21 protein-coding genes and 1 pseudogene are annotated in these 17,256 nt (G+C 32.4%); 12 read left to right on the plus strand and 10 right to left on the minus strand.

All coding sequences use genetic code 11. The annotated features are described in order from the left end of the window. Positions 1 to 39: 39 nt before the first annotated feature. The gene (locus tag EU98_RS07405) at positions 40 to 1,176 is read left to right on the plus strand and encodes a pyridoxal-phosphate-dependent aminotransferase family protein (protein ID WP_032515131.1); all 1,137 of its coding nucleotides are present in this window, start codon (positions 40 to 42) and stop codon (positions 1,174 to 1,176) included. A 1-nt stretch (position 1,177) separates the two neighbouring features. Here EU98_RS07405 and EU98_RS07400 read toward each other — a convergent pair whose 3' ends face one another. Continuing rightward, positions 1,178 to 1,375, minus strand: coding sequence for a hypothetical protein (locus EU98_RS07400; protein ID WP_032515134.1), 198 nt, complete (start codon positions 1,373 to 1,375; stop codon positions 1,178 to 1,180). Between the two features lie 134 nt (positions 1,376 to 1,509). On the opposite strand from EU98_RS07400, the gene EU98_RS07395 reads away from it, so the two are divergent. The 5 genes from EU98_RS07395 (at position 1,510) to pdxA (ending at position 5,307) form a co-directional block, all read left to right on the plus strand. Further along, entirely contained in the window at positions 1,510 to 2,022 is a 513-nt protein-coding gene (locus EU98_RS07395; protein ID WP_032515135.1) for an AbrB family transcriptional regulator, read from the plus strand. A 56-nt stretch (positions 2,023 to 2,078) separates the two neighbouring features. Beyond that, positions 2,079 to 2,543 carry a DUF6554 family protein gene (locus EU98_RS07390; protein ID WP_032515137.1) on the plus strand — a complete coding sequence of 155 codons (465 nt, stop codon included), beginning with the start codon at positions 2,079 to 2,081 and terminating at the stop codon, positions 2,541 to 2,543. Positions 2,544 to 2,707: 164 nt separating this feature from the next. Further along, positions 2,708 to 3,109 (plus strand): HNH endonuclease, encoded by a 402-nt coding sequence (locus EU98_RS07385; RefSeq protein WP_032515139.1) that lies wholly within the window; start codon positions 2,708 to 2,710, stop codon positions 3,107 to 3,109. A gap of 263 nt (positions 3,110 to 3,372) precedes the next feature. Then, the gene (locus tag EU98_RS07375; protein ID WP_032515142.1) at positions 3,373 to 4,251 is read left to right on the plus strand and encodes an oxidoreductase; all 879 of its coding nucleotides are present in this window, start codon (positions 3,373 to 3,375) and stop codon (positions 4,249 to 4,251) included. Positions 4,252 to 4,272: 21 nt separating this feature from the next. Further along, positions 4,273 to 5,307: a 4-hydroxythreonine-4-phosphate dehydrogenase PdxA gene (pdxA, locus tag EU98_RS07370; RefSeq protein ID WP_032515143.1), complete on the plus strand. Its 1,035-nt coding sequence runs from the start codon at positions 4,273 to 4,275 to the stop codon at positions 5,305 to 5,307. Here pdxA and accB read toward each other — a convergent pair. Then, positions 5,284 to 5,790, minus strand: a complete 507-nt coding sequence (gene accB, locus EU98_RS07365; RefSeq protein ID WP_032515144.1) for an acetyl-CoA carboxylase biotin carboxyl carrier protein — start codon at positions 5,788 to 5,790, stop codon at positions 5,284 to 5,286. The two genes, pdxA and accB, sit on opposite strands and share 24 nt — an antisense overlap. After that, entirely contained in the window at positions 5,790 to 6,350 is a 561-nt protein-coding gene (gene efp, locus EU98_RS07360) for an elongation factor P (RefSeq protein ID WP_025923778.1), read from the minus strand. The genes accB and efp overlap by 1 nt, the downstream gene beginning before the upstream one ends. A 44-nt stretch (positions 6,351 to 6,394) precedes the next feature. Between efp and EU98_RS07355 the strand changes: the two genes are divergently transcribed. Continuing rightward, entirely contained in the window at positions 6,395 to 7,486 is a 1,092-nt protein-coding gene (locus tag EU98_RS07355; protein WP_032515145.1) for a peptidylprolyl isomerase, read from the plus strand. Beyond that, positions 7,479 to 8,465, plus strand: coding sequence for a thiamine-phosphate kinase (gene thiL, locus EU98_RS07350; RefSeq protein WP_032515146.1), 987 nt, complete (start codon positions 7,479 to 7,481; stop codon positions 8,463 to 8,465). Before EU98_RS07355 ends, thiL begins: the two co-directional genes overlap by 8 nt. Here the strand turns inward: thiL and gap are convergent, their stop codons facing one another. After that, on the minus strand, positions 8,466 to 9,488 hold the full coding sequence (gene gap, locus EU98_RS07345) for a type I glyceraldehyde-3-phosphate dehydrogenase (RefSeq protein WP_032515148.1): 1,023 nt from the start codon (positions 9,486 to 9,488) through the stop codon (positions 8,466 to 8,468). A 193-nt stretch (positions 9,489 to 9,681) separates the two neighbouring features. Here gap and murC point away from each other — a divergent pair, with 193 nt between their 5' ends. The 3 genes from murC to EU98_RS07330 are packed head-to-tail and all read left to right on the plus strand — an operon-like array spanning position 9,682 to position 12,369. Further along, positions 9,682 to 11,091, plus strand: a complete 1,410-nt coding sequence (murC, locus tag EU98_RS07340; protein WP_032515150.1) for a UDP-N-acetylmuramate--L-alanine ligase — start codon at positions 9,682 to 9,684, stop codon at positions 11,089 to 11,091. A gap of 16 nt (positions 11,092 to 11,107) precedes the next feature. Continuing rightward, a complete protein-coding gene (gene murB, locus EU98_RS07335; protein ID WP_032515152.1) occupies positions 11,108 to 12,001 on the plus strand; it encodes a UDP-N-acetylmuramate dehydrogenase in 894 nt (297 codons plus the stop codon). 17 nt (positions 12,002 to 12,018) lie between these two features. Then, entirely contained in the window at positions 12,019 to 12,369 is a 351-nt protein-coding gene (locus EU98_RS07330; protein WP_032515154.1) for a YbaB/EbfC family nucleoid-associated protein, read from the plus strand. Here EU98_RS07330 and rsgA read toward each other — a convergent pair. The 5 genes from rsgA to msrB form a co-directional block, all read right to left on the minus strand. Then, positions 12,335 to 13,252, minus strand: a complete 918-nt coding sequence (gene rsgA / locus EU98_RS07325) for a ribosome small subunit-dependent GTPase A (protein ID WP_032515155.1) — start codon at positions 13,250 to 13,252, stop codon at positions 12,335 to 12,337. The two genes, EU98_RS07330 and rsgA, sit on opposite strands and share 35 nt — an antisense overlap. Further along, positions 13,242 to 13,472, minus strand: a complete 231-nt coding sequence (locus EU98_RS07320; RefSeq protein ID WP_032515157.1) for a sulfurtransferase TusA family protein — start codon at positions 13,470 to 13,472, stop codon at positions 13,242 to 13,244. The genes rsgA and EU98_RS07320 overlap by 11 nt, the downstream gene beginning before the upstream one ends. Then, positions 13,472 to 14,596 carry a molecular chaperone DnaJ gene (gene dnaJ, locus EU98_RS07315; RefSeq protein ID WP_032515158.1) on the minus strand — a complete coding sequence of 375 codons (1,125 nt, stop codon included), beginning with the start codon at positions 14,594 to 14,596 and terminating at the stop codon, positions 13,472 to 13,474. The genes EU98_RS07320 and dnaJ overlap by 1 nt, the downstream gene beginning before the upstream one ends. A 29-nt stretch (positions 14,597 to 14,625) precedes the next feature. Next, entirely contained in the window at positions 14,626 to 15,342 is a 717-nt protein-coding gene (grpE, locus tag EU98_RS0108755; RefSeq protein WP_032515159.1) for a nucleotide exchange factor GrpE, read from the minus strand. Between the two features lie 74 nt (positions 15,343 to 15,416). After that, complete coding sequence (msrB, locus tag EU98_RS07310) at positions 15,417 to 15,911, minus strand: peptide-methionine (R)-S-oxide reductase MsrB (protein WP_032515160.1); 495 nt, start codon at positions 15,909 to 15,911, stop codon at positions 15,417 to 15,419. Between the two features lie 20 nt (positions 15,912 to 15,931). Here msrB and dusA point away from each other — a divergent pair, with 20 nt between their 5' ends. After that, on the plus strand, positions 15,932 to 16,936 hold the full coding sequence (gene dusA / locus EU98_RS07305; RefSeq protein WP_032515161.1) for a tRNA dihydrouridine(20/20a) synthase DusA: 1,005 nt from the start codon (positions 15,932 to 15,934) through the stop codon (positions 16,934 to 16,936). On the opposite strand, the pseudogene EU98_RS07300 reads toward dusA, so the two are convergent. Next, positions 16,933 to 17,256, minus strand: a pseudogene (locus tag EU98_RS07300) (RNA recognition motif domain-containing protein); the annotation flags it as partial. The gene dusA and the pseudogene EU98_RS07300 overlap by 4 nt on opposite strands.

Below are 17,256 nucleotides of genomic sequence, written 5' to 3' on the forward strand. Positions count from 1 at the left end.
ATTTAATAAAAAGTGGCCATACAACAAAAATTATCATTGATGATTCCTGGACCTACACCAGTTCCAGAAAAAGTTTTACAAGCATTAAGTAAGCATCCAATAGGCCATCGAAGTAAAGAATTTCAAGATCTCGTAGAGAGTACTACTAAAAATTTAAAGTGGCTTCATCAAACTCAAAATGATGTTCTAACAATCACTGGTAGTGGAACTGCCGCCATGGAAGCTGGAATAATAAATACCTTAAGTAGAGGAGATAAAGTAATTTGTGGAGAAAATGGAAAATTTGGCGAAAGATGGGTAAAAGTTGCTCAAGAATTTGGTCTGAAAGTAATAAAAATTGATTCCGCATGGGGAACTCCACTTGATCCAGAAGAATTCAAAAAGGTATTAGAGGAAGATAAACAAAAAGAAATAAAGGCGGTCATTTTAACTCATTCCGAAACCTCTACAGGTGTAATTAATGATTTAGAAACTATTAGTTCATATATTCGTGCACACGGCACAGCTTTATCAATTGTTGACTGCGTTACAAGTCTTGGAGCCTGTAATGTACCAGTTGATGAATGGAAATTAGATATTGTTGCATCAGGCTCACAAAAGGGATATATGATACCTCCTGGGCTTAGCTTTATATCGATGAGCCAAAAAGCATGGGAAGCTGCAGAAAAATCTAATTTACCAAAATTTTATTTAAATTTAAAATCCTACAGAAAAAGTCTTTTGACTAACAGTAATCCATACACCCCAGCAGTTAATTTAGTTTTTGCTTTAGATGAAGCTTTAAAAATGATGCGAGAAGAGGGCTTAAATAACATTTTCCTAAGACACAATAAACACAAATTTGCGATGAGCAATGCAGTAAAGGCTTTAAATCTAAAATTATTTGCTGATGAAAAATATTTAAGTCCTTCAATCACTGCAATAAAGACTGAAGGAATTGATGCTGAAGAATTTAGAAAAACAATAAAGAATAATTTTGATATTTTACTTGCGGGTGGCCAAGATCATCTGAAGGGAAAAATATTTAGAGTCGGACATTTAGGTTATGTAAATGATAGAGATATTATTACTGTAGTTTCTGCTATAAGTAACACACTACTCAAACTCGGTAAAATTACTGCCGAGCAAGCTGGTGAAGCATTAGTTACTGTATCAAAATATCTAGAGGAAAATTAAGTTAAGTACCTGGCTCTTCAATATTTCCACCTAATTCAACAATCTTTTTTCTAAGAACGATTGATTTTTTTTCATCGCCTTTTGTTTGAGCTATTGCAAGAGCAAACTCTAATTTTTCGAGCTGGTGGCCACCCTCAAAAAAAGATAATTTTTTCTTTATGCGGTTTTTATTATCTTTGTATGAAATTTGTGAAGACATAAAAAATTCATGCTTTAAGTAATATTATGCCAACAAAAGGGGACATTATGAGAGGAAACTAAAAATTTTTTTTGACTATAAACTTAAACAAAAAAAATTGTTTCTAATATTGTGTTCAAACATCCTTTAAATTTATGCCTAACATAAATCTAATCTATTACCTTTTTGCAGGTTGTATTTTTGGAGCTTTAGCTTTAAAAACAGGTATTCCTGCGGCTCCTCTGGCTGGTGCTTTAATAGGAGCAAGCATACTTAGCATAAGTGGCAAAGTCGAAATCGCAGAGTGGCCAATCGGGACAAGAACAATTTTAGAAATTGGAATTGGAACAGTCATTGGCACGTCATTAACAAAAGACTCATTAATTGATATTCAAAATTTATGGAGACCAGCGATATTAATAACTTTTACTTTAGTTGTTACTGGATTAGCAATTGGTTTGTGGACAAGCAGATTACTGAAAATAGATATTATTACAACAATTCTAGGAGCTGCACCAGGAGGAATTAGCGGAATGAGTCTTGTAGGATCTGAATACGGAGTGGGGCCTGCGGTAGCAACTTTACACGCTGTCAGATTGATCACTGTACTCTTAATTCTTCCTTTAGTTGTAAAATGCTTGAATATATTTGGAGTGATTAAATCTTAAATTTCTATAGACATATTCACAATAAAAGATATTTTTAAATAGAAGATAAAAGTCTAATGCAGAGATTTAAGAAGAAAAAACTAATACCATTAGCGTTGGGAATTTTCGCTCCTCTGACCCTTACTACGCCAAGAGTAAATGCAAGTGCATTTGGAGCGGAAATATTTTGTACTATGAGAGACGGCGGAAATGACCATGAAAGTAGTTGGGATGCAGCTTATGCGTATATAAAAAAACAAAAAGGCGGATTATTTAAAGTTTCACCTAAAAATGCAGCAGCGCAAATTACTGAAACAGTTATTAGGGAAAGAGAAAAATTTAGTTATTGCGTTGAATATTTAGATAATCTTCATCCAAATAGAAAACTAATACGAGATTTAGAAAAAGAAGCAAAAAGAAAAGAAAAAGAAGCAAAAGATAGAGAAAACAAAAGAAAAAAATTAGAAAAAGAATTAGAAGAAACTAATGAAGAAATTTCTGAAGAATTTACTGATGAAACACTCGATAGATATAGTTATTAATTAAGTTTTCAGAAAGATAATACTTTTTGCTAAATTTAATAAATACTATTTTGTATCTAAACACACTAAAAGATATTTTTACTGGCAAATTTAGGCTAAAAAGCAAGAAGAATTATTGACTTTTAAAATATTCAAGCCATTATTTATTTAACTAAATATTCTGAATGCATATTAATGATGCGGTGTTTTTAGAGGATTTATGTCCTAAGTTCAGATTTAGACAATGGCGAAAATCTATTCATCGTTTTACAGGAAAAAGTTGTATATATTGCGGAAAACCATCTGAATCTATTGACCATGTAATACCACGAAGCCAAGGAGGCTTAAGTACAACAGAAAACTGTGTACCTGCATGTCTTTCTTGTAATGGGGATAAATCAGATGAAAATGCTTTGTATTGGTATAGACGACAAAAATTTTATGATCCTCGAAGAGCAATGGCTATAAGAGCTTGGTTAGAGGGAGATTTAAGATTAGCTATTAGATTACTGCAGTGGGCTAACCCGAATTTTAAGATAAAAAGTAAAAATTACGAAAAAAATGAATCAGAATATAAAGCAGCTTGACTACCAAACATTGCATATTTTTCTAGAGTTATAATTTTCACATATATTTTCCAATTCTTTCGGGGATTCTGGGAATATTAAAATTGTCGAAAATGCAATAAGAAAGACAAATAATTTTTGATAGGATTTAAAATTAAGTGAACCTACTTCTTTCTCTACAAAACGTGGATAACTTTTGCTAACACAAAAAGTTTTTGATTTTAACTCGGTCTTAAGAGCTGTTTTCATCATCATTTAATACATATGTACTACTTTAACCTAGCATGAAAAAGCCTGCAAGTTTACTCGGAAATAAAAATAAATTTTTAATCTTAGGGTGTGGTTTCAGCGGCAGTTTTTTTGCAAAAACTATTAAAAAATTCGGTTGCACTGTTTTAACAAGCTCAAGATCTTCAAGCAAAGATCCTAATAGTTTTGTTTTCAACAGTGAAAACGGTACGGTTCCTGAAGCAAAAATTCTTGATGGAGTAACCCATATACTAAGTTGCATACCCCCTGACAAAAATGGAAATGATCCCGTATTAGAAAGCCTTCAAAGTAAACTACAAGATTTACCCCTTGAATGGATTGGATATTTATCTACCACAGGAGTATATGGGAACACAAATGGTGGTTGGGTTTCTGAAATAGATCAGCCAAATCCTTTTCAAAAAAGAAGTCACAATAGATTAAATTGCGAAAAAAAATGGATTGAATCTGGTTTACCTGTACAAATTTTTAGATTACCTGGCATTTATGGACCAGGAAGATCTACTTTTGAAGCAATAAAAAATAAAAAAATTTGCGTTATATCTAAAAAAAATCAGGTCTTTTCAAGAGTTCATGTTGCTGACATTACAAATGCAATTATTTATCTATTACAAAATAAAAATTCCTTAAAGTTTTATCAAATTATTAACATTGCGGATGATGAGCCCTGTTCTCAAATTGAAGTTATGCAGTATTGCTACGATTTAATTGGTCTAACAATGCCAAAGCCAATTTTATTTGAAGATGCAAAAGAGGAATTATCACCTATAGCTCAATCTTTTTGGATGGAAAATAGAAGAGTTTCGAATAAACTTTTATGCGAAAAACTTGGATATAAACTAATTTATAAAAACTATAAAATAGGCTTAAAAAATTGCTTTTCAAATAGTTAAAAATAAATTTAAAAACTTTTTATGAACTTTGAGAATACTAATAAAGAATTGAAAGTAGTAATAAGCGTCGGAGATGAGTCAGGAATTGGACCCGAAGTAATCTTAAAAGCACTTTGTTCCAATGAAATTCCTGACAATATTGACTTTACATTGGTAGGTTCTAAAAAAAATCTATTAAATACATATAATCACCTCAAGGCTCTTGGTTTAGAAAAACTAGCTAATCCAAATTCTCTAAAAATTTATGATCTCGAAATTTCTTCATCAGATAATGACCCTAAATCAAATTACGGTAATTCAAGTTTCTGTTACTTAACAAAAGCAATTGAAATTGTAAAGCAATATCGTAATTCAGCACTTGTAACTGGACCAATCTGCAAGAAATCATGGTCAATGGCAGGTCATTACTTTTCTGGACAAACTGAAGTTTTAGCAAAATCGTGTGGAATTAAAAATGTTGGAATGTTATTCACAGCAAAATCACCAATCACAGGTTGGAGATTCAATACCCTACTAGCGACAACTCACATACCTCTTTGTGAGGTTCCCAAGCAATTAACTACAAATTTGATCCATTCAAAATTAGACCTTTTCAAAGATTTTTGTAGTAGCTATATTGATAAACCTAAGTTAAAAATAGCGGGATTAAACCCTCATGCTGGCGAGGAGGGGATTTTGGGTAGTGAAGAAAAAGATTGGCTCAATGATGCATTAATTGCATGGAACGAAAAGAATAGAGATATTAAATTATTAGGTCCTTTGTCACCAGATAGTTGCTGGAATTCTTCCGTAAAAGCATGGAATGAAAAAGATGCTGATAAGCACGATGGCATTCTTGCTATGTATCATGATCAAGGTTTAATACCAATGAAAGTGATAGCTCTTAATTACTCAGTTAATACAACAATCGGTTTACCTTTTATAAGAACATCTCCTGATCATGGAACGGGATTTGATATTGCTGGCAAAGGCATTGCTCAATCTCAAAGCATGATTGAAGCTATAAAAGCTGCTATAGAAATGACTAACAATTCAAGATTGCTTAACACGCATTAAAACTTGACCAAATTCAACTGGTGTCCCATTTTCAACGAGAATCTCTACTATTTCAGCGTTAAATTCAGATTCAATTTCATTCATTAACTTCATTGCTTCTAAAATACAAATGGTTTGACCAACCTTAACGTTATTACCTACTTCAACAAATGGCTCCTCATCAGGCGCTGCAGCCCTATAAAATGTCCCAACCATAGGAGAAGTAATTTCAGTTAGGTCAGAACGTCCTGGGGGAGCCACCTGAGGTGCTTCAGGCTCATTAACAAGAGGGATATTATCATTAATAGTTTTTTGACTTGCAATTGTCTGCTTATCAAATGAAGTATTAGAAACTGAATTATTAATAACTTGATTCTGATCAACAATATTCCTTTTTATTTCGAGTTTAAAATCTTCTCCCTCTAGCGAGAACTCCTGTATATCACTTGTAGAGATTTTCTCTATTAAGCGATCTAAGTCATCATGATCTAATTTCATAGCCATTAATTTTCACGTCCAAGATAAGTGTCATTTCGAGTATCAACTTTAATCATTTCTCCCACAGAAATAAATAAAGGAACCATAACTTGAGCACCTGTTTCTAGAATAGCTGGTTTCGTGCCCCCACTAGCAGTGTCACCTTTAACTCCTGGATCAGTCTCTGTAACTTTCAAAGTAATAGATATTGGAAGTTCTACTTCTAAAACTTTACCATTATGGAAAATTACATTAACCTCCATTCCCTCTTTCAAATACTTTGCCCCTTTACCGATTTGTTCAGAAGTGAGTCTTGTCTCTTCAAAACTTGTCATGTCCATAAAAACATAATCGCCAGACTCCACATAAGTATGTTGCAGGTTAGACTTCTCAAGGATAGCCTGCTGTACTGATTCTCCGGCTCGAAAAGTTTTTTCAACAACGTTGCCGCTTTGAACTGATTTTAATTTTGTTCGTACGAAAGCAGAACCCTTACCAGGCTTGACATGTAGAAATTCTACAACACGCCAAACTTGTCCATCCAATTCGATGGTAGTACCTGTGCGAAAATCGTTACTGGAAATCATTCCTGTATTACATCCCCCAAGGATCATAAACCTGCAAGAGTGCTATGCAAAAATTCTTATCAAATCAGAACAAACTTTTCTTAATTCTTTCGATTGTAATTTTACAGGTTTTTCTTTTAAAACCTATTCAAGTATTAGCTGATTTACCCACTGGAAATGCAGTAAAAGACCCTAATGCAATCCTCAGAAACGCACTCCCTATCAAGCAAGTTGAGTTGCAAGAAATTCAACACAAATTGGAAGAAACTAGTGACCTTGTAAGAGGAGGAAGATGGCCCGCTCTTACGAAAACTGTTACAAAATGTCAATCTTTGCTAAAAAAATACCAAAGTAAAATTATTCAAGAATTACCAAAAGATAAAAAGAAGATTACTGAAAAAACATTTTTAGAACTCAAAGAAAATTTTGATAGCCTTCAAGATTACTCTAAATCAAAGGATAAATACTCTTTTATAGCGACTCGAAGAAATGCTTTAGATAAAATAGGTGGATTAGAAGAATATTTTCTACCAAAAGAATTTCCATACTCTATTCCCCAGAAATTTGATAATTTGCCAAGATTACTTGGCAGAGCAAAAGTCAATATAAAAACCTCCAAAGGAGATATGCAAGCAATTGTTGATGGCTTTAACGCCCCACTTACAGCAGGAGCATTTATAGATTTATCTTCAAAAAACTTCTACAAAGATTTACCCATCAATAGAGCAGAAGAATTTTTTGTACTGCAAACAGGTGATCCAATTGGCGATGATATTGGTTACATAGATCCTGAAACAAACGAAGAACGTCATGTTCCCTTAGAAATAAGAATTCCTGATGAACAAGATACTTTTTACAATCAAACTTTTGAAGATTTAGGTCTTTACACAGAGACGCCAACATTACCTTTTGCAACACTTGGAACTCTAGGATGGTCCCATTCGAATGCCGCAGTTGATGATGGTTCATCGCAATTTTTCTTCTTTTTATATGAAGCAGAATTAAATCCAGCGGGTCGCAATTTAATTGACGGGAGGAATGCTGCCTTTGGTTACGTTGTAGATGGATTTGATGTATTAGAAGAGCTTACTAAAGATGACACAATAATTTCGATTGATGTTTTAGAAGGGATTGAAAACCTCAAATTAAATGCATAAAGAAATATTAGAAAATATAGGGGAAAAAGAATTAATAAATAGGCTAGGAAAATTTATGCCTAAAAATCAAGTGTCAGATGATTGCGCTTTAATCAAAACTAAAAATGAAAATTTACTTGTTAATACAGATTCTTTAGTGGAAAATGTTCATTTCAATGACACTAGTATTTGTCCTCAAGACCTTGGGTGGAAAGCAGTTGTAAGTAACATCTCTGACTTATTATCTAGTGGAAGCAAGAAAACTATTGGTATTACAATAAGCCTAGTTCTACCTGTTAGAACTGAGTGGATTTGGGTTGAAGAAGTATACAAAGGAATAAATAAAGCATTAAAAAAATATGGCGGATTGATTCTAGGGGGAGATTGCTCAAAGGGGAGTGAAAAAATCATTTCAATTACGGCCTTTGGAATTCAAGGTGAACTTGAATTAAGAAGAAACGCATGTAAACCAGGAGATATAATCTTAACTACAGGAATTCATGGTCTTAGCAAACTAGGATTTTTGATACAAAATAAAATTAATTTCGATAATGAATTTTCTCTTAATCAAAGATTAATCATTAAGTCTATTGAACATTTTTGTCGTCCTAGAGTTTACCCAAATTTTCTCAATAATCTCCTCAAAACTCGCTCCAACAAAAATATAAAGAGAATAGGATGTACTGATAGCAGTGATGGTCTATTTCAAGCCTTACAAGATTTAGCAATAGCTAGCAACTGCAAAGCGATCATAAACTATGAAAAAATACCTAAAGATAAGGATTGGCCTAAAGGAGATAAATGGGACGAATACTATTTTTTTGGAGGAGAAGATTATGAATTAGTTTTCTCATTGCCCAAAAAATGGGCAGGAAATTTATCTAAACTTGATAAAGATATTAACGAGATTGGTTTTTTTACTGATGGTGAACCATCAATAGAATTTAAAGATAATAATAAAAATAAATTATTTAATAACACACCTTTCAAACACTTTTAATTACTCCCAATTTTTGGCAACAATCTCTGCTAAATCTACAACTCTCTGACTATAACCCCACTCATTGTCATACCATGCAAGCACCTTTACAAGGTTATCTCCAATACACATAGTAAGATCACTATCTACAATTGATGATTCATTGGTACCTGCATAATCGCTTGACACTAATGGTTCATCTCCATACTTAATGATTCCTTTCATAGTGCTTAAAGATGCTTCCTTGAGAGCATTATTGACTTCTTCAGCTGTGACAGATTTAGAAGATTCAAAAACAAAATCTACTGCTGAAACGTTAGGAGTGGGAACTCTCATTGCAATCCCAGTTAATTTGCCTTTCATTTCTGGGTATACAAGAGCTACTGCTTTTGCAGCCCCTGTAGAAGTAGGAACAATGTTTGTAGCAGCGGCTCTAGCCCTTCTTAAATCTCTATGACTGTTATCTAAAATTCTTTGATCACCTGTATAACTATGAATTGTAGTCATCAAACCTTTATTTATCCCAAAAGTTTGATCTAAAACTTTGACTACAGGAGCTAAACAGTTCGTTGTACAACTAGCATTACTCAAAATATCGTAATCTTTGTGTTTATATATATCAGCATTAACACCAACTACATAAGTACCAACGCCATCGCCTTTACCAGGCGCAGTTAAGATAACTTTTTTTGCGCCTACCTCTAAGTGCTTACTTGCACCTACGTCTGTATTAAATACTCCAGTAGATTCAATAACCAAATCTACACCCCAGTCTTTCCAAGGGAGATTCATTGGGTTTCTATCTGAAAAACATTTAATTGTCTTGTTATTAATTACAAAAGTATCATCAGTATATTGAATATCAACACCATCAAGTTGACCAAGGACTGAGTCATATTTTAATAAATGAGCATTTGTCTTAGGATCTGATGTAACGTTAATTCCTACTACTTCAATATTGGTGTAAGCCCCTCTACTAAGCCAACAACGCATAAAGTTTCGACCAATTCTGCCAAAGCCGTTAATTGCAACACGCAAAGTCATAACTAATAATTTCTAAATGATTAACCTAAGTTGCTGATCATACTGAATTTTGTGCAATAACGTAAGGTTTTTTTGATTTATTAAGCAAATAAGTCTAGTTTTGTATTAATTCAAGAAAAAAAAACATTTTTTTTTAAGAAAAAATAGCAAAATTTTACCTACAAGTTATTTTGATTTAAGTAAAAGATAAACATTGGATAAAAAATTACTTTTGAAAAGTCATTTTCATTTTATTGGGATCGGAGGTATTGGAATGTCAGCATTAGCAATGGGTTTACTTAAAAAAGGTTGTTCAGTTTCAGGGTCTGATTTAGTTAAAAACGATGAAACTTATAAATTGGAGAAACTAGGTGCAGTAATCTTTACTTCTCAAGTTCGACAAAATATTGAATTTGTTACTTCAAAATTTACCAACAGATTAATTAATTTTGTTGTAACCTCCGCGATCAAGCCAGAAAATGAAGAATTTTCGTATTGCAAAGAAAAAAATTTACCAATAAAACATCGTTCGGAAATACTTGCAATGCTAATGCGCACTTATACTGTATTGGCAATAGCAGGCAGCCACGGAAAAACATCAACTAGTACATTTCTTTCTACGATACTTGAGTTATGTACACGTAATTCTTCCTCAATAACTGGAGGCATAATTCCTATTTACAACTCTAATTGTCATTTAGAAAATACAAAATACTTAGTAGCTGAAGTTGATGAATCTGATGGGACTATTGACAAATATAAATCTGATATTGGAATAATCAATAACATTGATTTTGATCATTGCGATCACTTTTCTAATTTAAGTGAAGTCATATCTTCTTTTAAAAGTTTCGCTAAAAACTCTAAAAAATTATTACTTAATTTTGATTGTGAAACCTCAAGAAAAAATTTTTATTCTAATTATAAGTGGTCAAATTCTACGGCTAAAAACGTAGCATATGCAATAATCCCGACTGAAATTAATTCAAAGTATACAATTGGAAAATATTATGAAAATGGAAATTTTATCAGTAATGTAAATATTCCAATTCCAGGACTTCACAATCTATCCAATATCACAGCAGCAATAGCAGCTTCCAGAATGATAGGAGTAGATTTTATAGAAATTAAGAAAAATTTAAAATATTTGAAATTGCCAAAAAAAAGATTTGAATTTAGAGGCCAAATAGATGAAAGAAGTTTATATGATGATTATGCACATCACCCAAAAGAAATAAAAGAAACAATTAAGTTGGGAAGATTATTTATTAAGAAAAAAAATAATAATGAATTTCAACAAAATAGATTGATAGCTTTGTTTCAACCTCATAGATATTCTAGAGTAAAGCAATTTAATAAAGAATTCGCTGAAGAATTATCAAAAGCAGATGTAATTTATGTAACAAGTATTTATGGAGCAGGAGAAAGAAACGAAGATAAAATTACTTCGAAAATTATTACTGATCTGATTTATAAAAAAAATAAAAATGTTAGTTACATAAATAATTATTATGAAGTTTCAAAGAATTTTTACGAATTGACTCAAAAAGGGGATTTAATTTTGAATATGGGAGCTGGTGATTGTCATAATTTGTGGACAATTTTAAATGGAAAAAATAATTAAAATAAATAACTAATTTATGAACAAAAAAATTTTTTCTGAAAACTGTAATTTAAGTAGTTATACAACTATAAAAGTGGGAGGAGTGGCTGAATATTTTGCTGAGCCGAAAAGCGTTGAAGAACTTTCATATCTAATAAAATGGGCTAATTTAAATAAACAAAGATGTCAAATAATTGGCGCAGGTTCAAATCTTTTAATAAATAATATTTTCATAAAAGGCTTAGTTGTTTGTACAAAAAAATTGAAATCACTAAAGATAGAACCATATTCAGGAATTATTGAAGCGGAAGCAGGTGTAATGCTCCCAACATTATCTAATTCTCTTGCTAAAAATGGATTGCAAGGAGGGGAATGGGCTGTAGGAATTCCAGGAACATTAGGAGGAGCAATTTTTATGAATGCCGGCACAGGTAATTTATCGCTAGCAAAAAATCTTATTTCCGTAAAAGTTATTAATAATAAAACTCTTGAAAAACTTAAAATTGAAAAAAAAGATATCAATTTTGAGTATAGATTTAGCTCTTTTCAAAAAAATGATTTAACAATTATTAGTGCAAGATTACATTTTGAACCTAATGGAAATCTAGAAAAATTAATTCAAACAACCAAAAATAACCTTAAATTAAAAACAGAAACACAACCATATCATCAACCAAGTTTTGGTAGTGTTTTTAAAAATCCTGAAAAAAATTATGCAGCAAAATTAATTGATGATATGGGTTTAAAGGGATTTAAAATTGGCGGTGCTGAAATTTCTACAATGCATTCAAATTTTATAATTAACACTTCTTCAGCAAGTTCAAAAGATATTTATAAATTAATAACAGTAATTCAACAAAAAGTACTACAAAACAAAGGGATTTATTTGCAACCGGAAGTAAGAATGATTGGTTTTGACTATCCTAACTAAAGAAACGTTTTTACAAAATGGCGGGTTTTGGACTTCCTAACTTTGGACAACTTACAGAAGCTTTTAAAAAAGCTAAACAAATTCAGCAAGATGCTCAAAAATTACAAGATGAACTTGAAAATATGGAAATTGAAGGCACAAGTGATGATGAGATGATAAAAGTTTGGATTAGTGGAAACCAACTTCCTTTAAAGGTAGAAGTCAAAGAAAATATCTTAAATGCAAATAAAGAACAAATAGAGCAAAACATTCTACAAGCTATGCAAAAAGCTCATGAATTATCAACTACAACTATGAAAGAAAGAATGAACGATTTGACTGGCGGATTAAATCTTAATCTTCCTGGTTTTGATAATAGCGACTCTTAGAAGAATCAATCATTTCTCTATAAAAAGAATATCTTTCAAAGGATTTATTTAAATTACATCCCTCATCGTTTAAATGTAAGCAGTTACGAAATTTACACTTAATTCCTTCTTCGATTACCTGTTTATATATTTCTGAATAAAGATTTGGTAACAACTTAATATCAACCTCTAGAGGTTGCATATTAAATCCAGGAGTATCCACAATGTAACTTTGATTCGAAATAGAAAATAACTCAACATTTCGAGTAGTATTTTTTCCTCTCTTAATTTTATGGGAAACTGGAGAAGTACTATTTTGAAGACCTGGAATAATCATATTTAGCAAAGTAGTTTTACCAACTCCGGATGGACCCATAAAAATCGAACATTCTTTTTGCTTTAACTCAGCTAATAAATTTTTAAAACAATCAGACTTCTGTAAATTTAAAGTAATTATTTGGTAACCCCATTTCTCAAATTTATCAATTAGATATGATCTTCTTTTATCAGAAATTAAATCACACTTTGTCAAAACTAATGAGACTTCAACTCCCATTGATTCTGCTGATATCAAAAACCTATTAACTTGAGATAAATTTAACTCCGGTTCTTCAACGGAAAAAGTGACGTATATGTTAGAAATATTTGCAACTGAGGGTCTACCTAAAAGATTTTTTCTTTTTTCTAGACTTGTTATTGATGCGCGTTTACTTTGAAAATCAATTTTTTCAATCACTACTTCGTCTCCAACATAAATTAATTGATTATTGAAATTTATAGACTTCCTCACCTTACATAAAAATTTCTCACTATTTCCAGAATTTTCTTGATTTTTTAAATCAACTAAAAAATAATCATTAAATTTTTTCGTAACTAAACCTAAATGTTTCTTATTAATTTTCATTCAATATTTTGATTTTTATAAATTTTTCATTTTCTTTAATTTGTTTAAACAAACATCCCATCTCTTGTAAGTTCTTTAGTACCATTTCTTCTGGTTCACCTTTATCTAGTTCAACTATAAGATGTTCATGTTTAGATAACTTCTCCAAAGCTAATTTGATTTTGACAACATTTAAAGGACATGGAACAGATTTAAGATCCAAATGCTTTAAAGAAGTCATTAGGATTCTTTACCAAATAATTTACTAAAAAGTCCACTACTGGAATTAATATTTTTATCTGAATATTGAGAAGCTAAACCTTCTAAAAGCTTTCGTTCTTCGTCAGTTATACGAGTTGGCAATTTTACCTTTACTAAAACTTCATGATTTCCTCTAGCAACAGGATTACCAAGTCTAGGTACCCCTTTATTCTCAAGTGAAAGAGTTGTATTTGGCTGGGTACCACTTGGAATTTTTAAATTAACATTCCCATCAACTGTAGTAATTTTAACAGTGTCTCCTAAAATAGCCTGTAAATAACTCACATCTATTTCTGAATAAATAGTTATACCATCTCTTTTAAGTTTTGAATCATTTTTAACCTTTATAAAAACATAAAGATCTCCAGGTGGGCCCCCTTTCAAACCAACATTTCCCTCTCCGGAAACTCTTAATTTAGTACCCGTATCAACTCCCGCAGGAATATTAATTCTTAATTTTTTTCTGACTTGCTTTACTCCATTACCGCCGCAACTTAAACACGGATCTGCAATTATCTGACCAGCTCCATTACATGTAGGACATTCAGCTACTTGCGTAAAATTACCAAAAGGAGTTCTTGTGGCTCTTCTAACTTGTCCACTTCCCCCACAAGTTGAACAAGTTTTTGGTCCAGTTCCTTGTTTAGCCCCTGTTCCCCTACAGACTTCACATGTTTCAAGATGAGGAATTTTAATTTCTCTTTGTTGACCAAATATTGCATCTTTAAAGTCAACATTAAGGTCATACCTTAGATCATCACCTTGTTGAGGGCCTCTTCTTTGAGTTCTTCCTCCTTGGGGATTTGGTCCACCAAAGCCATTAAAAAAAGTTTCAAATAAATCTGCAAAGCCACCCATATCGCCCATATCAGGCATGCCAGCGGCTCCTCCAAGGCCAGCCTCACCAAACTGATCATATCTAGCTCTTGTTTCAGGATCGGCTAAAGCTTCATAAGCCTTACCAATTTCTTTAAATTTATCTTCAGCTCCAGGTTCTTTATTAACATCAGGATGATATTGTCTTGCTAATTTTCTATAAGCCCTTTTTAAGGTATCCGCATCAGCATCTCTTGAAACTCCAAGTATTTGGTAAAAATCAGCCATTAAATAATGCTCAAATAAGAATTTGGAATTTATTCATCTTCAGAAGTATTTACCTCTGAATCGACATCCCTTTCAACTGTATCCTTTTCTACTTCCTGTTGTGAATTTTGTTTACCAGGTCCCATAGAAACCTTGACCAATGCATGTCTCAGAACCTTACCTTCTAGGTGATATCCTCGCTGCAATTCTTCAATAATAAAATCCTCTTCAAACTCTTCACTAGGTTCCCTTAATACAGCTTCATGCAAATTTGGATCAAATTGCTGACCAACAACTCTCATGGGTGATACTCCCTGTTGTTTTAAAACTTCTACCAATTGTTTATACAATCCTTGATAACTTCTATGAAGAGCTTGAGCTTCTTCACTTTCTGGTTTGAGTTGTTGTCTTGCTCTCTCAAAATTATCAACAATAGGAAGTATTGCAGTTAAAGTCTTTGAAACGAGTTGAATTTTTAAATCGTCCTGGTCCCTAGACTGTCTTTTTCTGAAATTATCAAAATCTGCTGAAATCCTTACATATTGATTTTTTAATGTCTCATGTTCTTTTTCTAATTGTTCTAATCTTGCATCATTATTAGAAATAGTATTTTTTAATTCTTCAGCATTAATTTCTTCTGTTTTTTCAGAGGATAATTCATCAGTTTCGGTAGTTGACTTTTGAGTAGATGATTTATCTTCAGGAGAATTACCCTGGATAGAATCATCATTTTCTTTATTAATATTGTCTGATTGATTTTCAATCATTTTTCAAAAATTTAATAAAACTATTCTCCAATAAAGTGATGCACAAAACAAGTTGCGGAAGGCCGCACAAATATTTAGTCAGGAATAAACCTTAATGCTAGTCCATTGTTGCAGTATCTTTTGCCAGTAGGAAGTGGCCCATCATTGAAGACATGTCCTTGATGACCTCCACATCTAGAGCAATGATATTCAGTTCTAGGGACTATTAACTTAAAATCAACTTTTGTTTCTACTGATCCCTGAATTGAGTCCCAAAAACTTGGCCATCCTGTACCACTATCATACTTTTTATCTGAGGAAAAAAGCGGCAAATCGCATCCTGCACAGTGAAACATCCCTTTTCTTTTCTCATTATTTAATTGGCTGCTAAAAGCTCTTTCAGTCCCTTCCTCCCTCAAAATATAATAAGATTCTGGACTAAGCCTAGCTTTCCATTCTTCTTTTGAGAAATTCCACTCTTCTTTAGAAGCAAGTGAAGATGCTAATACTTGCATGGGATTGAAGATTAATTTTAAGATTGACATAGTAGGAATTAGAATAAAAGCTCTTCTTGATAGAAATTGATTCATATATTTAAATCACAAAAAAAATGAATTTCATGCAACCTAATTCTATTAAAAATATTCACAAATTAAGTATTGCTCCAATGATGGATTGTACTGATAAACACTTTAGAATGATAATGAGAAAAATAAGTTCTGAGGCTCTATTATATACTGAAATGATTGTGGCCCAGAGTTTAGTTTATACAAATAAAAGAGAAAATTTTCTAGACTTTAATGATGAAGAACACCCGATATCGATTCAGTTTGGTGGGGACGATCCGAAAATCCTTAAAGAGGTCGCCCAAATGGCACAGGATTGGGGTTATGACGAAATAAACTTTAATGTTGGTTGTCCGAGTCCAAGGGTCTGTTCTGGAAATTTTGGCGCTTCACTTATGAAAGACCCTGAAAAAGTAGCAAAATGTATAGAGTCCTTAAAAAATAATTGCAAGTTACCAGTAACTATCAAACACAGAATTGGTGTGGACAATGATGATGGTTTCATTAACCTGAATAATTTCGTAAGAATTATTGCAAATGCCGGTGCAGACAGATTTACAGTTCATGCAAGGAAAGCCATATTAAAAGGTCTAAATCCAAAACAAAATAGAACAATACCTCCACTAAATTATGATGTAGTAAAAAAATTAAAAGAATCAAATCCAAATTTATTAATAGAAATTAATGGAGGTTTAACAAATATCGATCAATCATTAAAAGCCTTGAATGATTTTGATGGGGTCATGATTGGACGGTCAATTTATAAACATCCTTTGAGATGGTCTGAAATTGATCAAAAGATTTATGGAATTAATAAAAACCCCAAATCTGCTTCAAATATTATTTTTTCCTTGATTCCATACATACAAGCTCATTTAAATAATGGAGGAAAATCTTGGGATATTTGTAAACATCTTATAAATTTAGTTGAAGGTATACCAAAAGCTAAAATCTGGAGAAATCAAATTTCAAATAAATCTATAAAAAAAGAATTAAATATTGAATATTTATTTAAACTGACAACATCGCTTAAAGAGATGGGTTACTAATTTGTCTCGTTTGAAGCATTGCTCTCATTAGATACCCCCCTTTTTCTTCTGATCCTACCATTTTCATATTCAGAGTTATCAGAAGAATTTCCATAACTTCTGTCCTCCCAACCTTCTGCTCCAGAAGATTTATTAGCGTTAGAGCTATTAGATCCATTATTTCCACCGCCATAGCCGCCACCTCCGTAGCCGCCATTATTTCCACCGCCATAGCCGCCACCTCCGTAGCCGCCATTATTTCCACCGCCATAGCCGCCACCTCCGTAGCCGCCATTATTTCCACCGCCATAGCCGCCTCTTCCTCCTCTACGAGATCCACC

Source organism: Prochlorococcus marinus str. MIT 9314, assembly GCF_000760035.1.
In the GTDB taxonomy this organism is placed as follows: domain Bacteria; phylum Cyanobacteriota; class Cyanobacteriia; order PCC-6307; family Cyanobiaceae; genus Prochlorococcus_A; species Prochlorococcus_A marinus_B.

What these genes read in the sequence shown, in the direction of transcription:
- thiL (WP_032515146.1), top strand. Translation starts at nt 7,479, where the DNA reads ATGCATAAAGAAATATTAGAAAATATAGGGGAAAAAGAATTAATAAAT.
- msrB (WP_032515160.1), bottom strand. Translation starts at nt 15,911, where the DNA reads ATGAATCAATTTCTATCAAGAAGAGCTTTTATTCTAATTCCTACTATG.
- EU98_RS07355 (WP_032515145.1), top strand. Translation starts at nt 6,395, where the DNA reads ATGCAAAAATTCTTATCAAATCAGAACAAACTTTTCTTAATTCTTTCG.
- dnaJ (WP_032515158.1), bottom strand. Translation starts at nt 14,596, where the DNA reads ATGGCTGATTTTTACCAAATACTTGGAGTTTCAAGAGATGCTGATGCG.
- pdxA (WP_032515143.1), top strand. Translation starts at nt 4,273, where the DNA reads ATGAACTTTGAGAATACTAATAAAGAATTGAAAGTAGTAATAAGCGTC.
- EU98_RS07320 (WP_032515157.1), bottom strand. Translation starts at nt 13,472, where the DNA reads ATGACTTCTTTAAAGCATTTGGATCTTAAATCTGTTCCATGTCCTTTA.
- EU98_RS07330 (WP_032515154.1), top strand. Translation starts at nt 12,019, where the DNA reads ATGGCGGGTTTTGGACTTCCTAACTTTGGACAACTTACAGAAGCTTTT.
- EU98_RS07395 (WP_032515135.1), top strand. Translation starts at nt 1,510, where the DNA reads ATGCCTAACATAAATCTAATCTATTACCTTTTTGCAGGTTGTATTTTT.
- gap (WP_032515148.1), bottom strand. Translation starts at nt 9,488, where the DNA reads ATGACTTTGCGTGTTGCAATTAACGGCTTTGGCAGAATTGGTCGAAAC.
- dusA (WP_032515161.1), top strand. Translation starts at nt 15,932, where the DNA reads ATGAATTTCATGCAACCTAATTCTATTAAAAATATTCACAAATTAAGT.
- rsgA (WP_032515155.1), bottom strand. Translation starts at nt 13,252, where the DNA reads ATGAAAATTAATAAGAAACATTTAGGTTTAGTTACGAAAAAATTTAAT.
- EU98_RS07375 (WP_032515142.1), top strand. Translation starts at nt 3,373, where the DNA reads ATGAAAAAGCCTGCAAGTTTACTCGGAAATAAAAATAAATTTTTAATC.
- efp (WP_025923778.1), bottom strand. Translation starts at nt 6,350, where the DNA reads ATGATTTCCAGTAACGATTTTCGCACAGGTACTACCATCGAATTGGAT.
- grpE (WP_032515159.1), bottom strand. Translation starts at nt 15,342, where the DNA reads ATGATTGAAAATCAATCAGACAATATTAATAAAGAAAATGATGATTCT.
- EU98_RS07385 (WP_032515139.1), top strand. Translation starts at nt 2,708, where the DNA reads ATGCATATTAATGATGCGGTGTTTTTAGAGGATTTATGTCCTAAGTTC.
- EU98_RS07400 (WP_032515134.1), bottom strand. Translation starts at nt 1,375, where the DNA reads ATGTCTTCACAAATTTCATACAAAGATAATAAAAACCGCATAAAGAAA.
- EU98_RS07390 (WP_032515137.1), top strand. Translation starts at nt 2,079, where the DNA reads ATGCAGAGATTTAAGAAGAAAAAACTAATACCATTAGCGTTGGGAATT.
- accB (WP_032515144.1), bottom strand. Translation starts at nt 5,790, where the DNA reads ATGGCTATGAAATTAGATCATGATGACTTAGATCGCTTAATAGAGAAA.
- EU98_RS07405 (WP_032515131.1), top strand. Translation starts at nt 40, where the DNA reads ATGATTCCTGGACCTACACCAGTTCCAGAAAAAGTTTTACAAGCATTA.
- murB (WP_032515152.1), top strand. Translation starts at nt 11,108, where the DNA reads ATGAACAAAAAAATTTTTTCTGAAAACTGTAATTTAAGTAGTTATACA.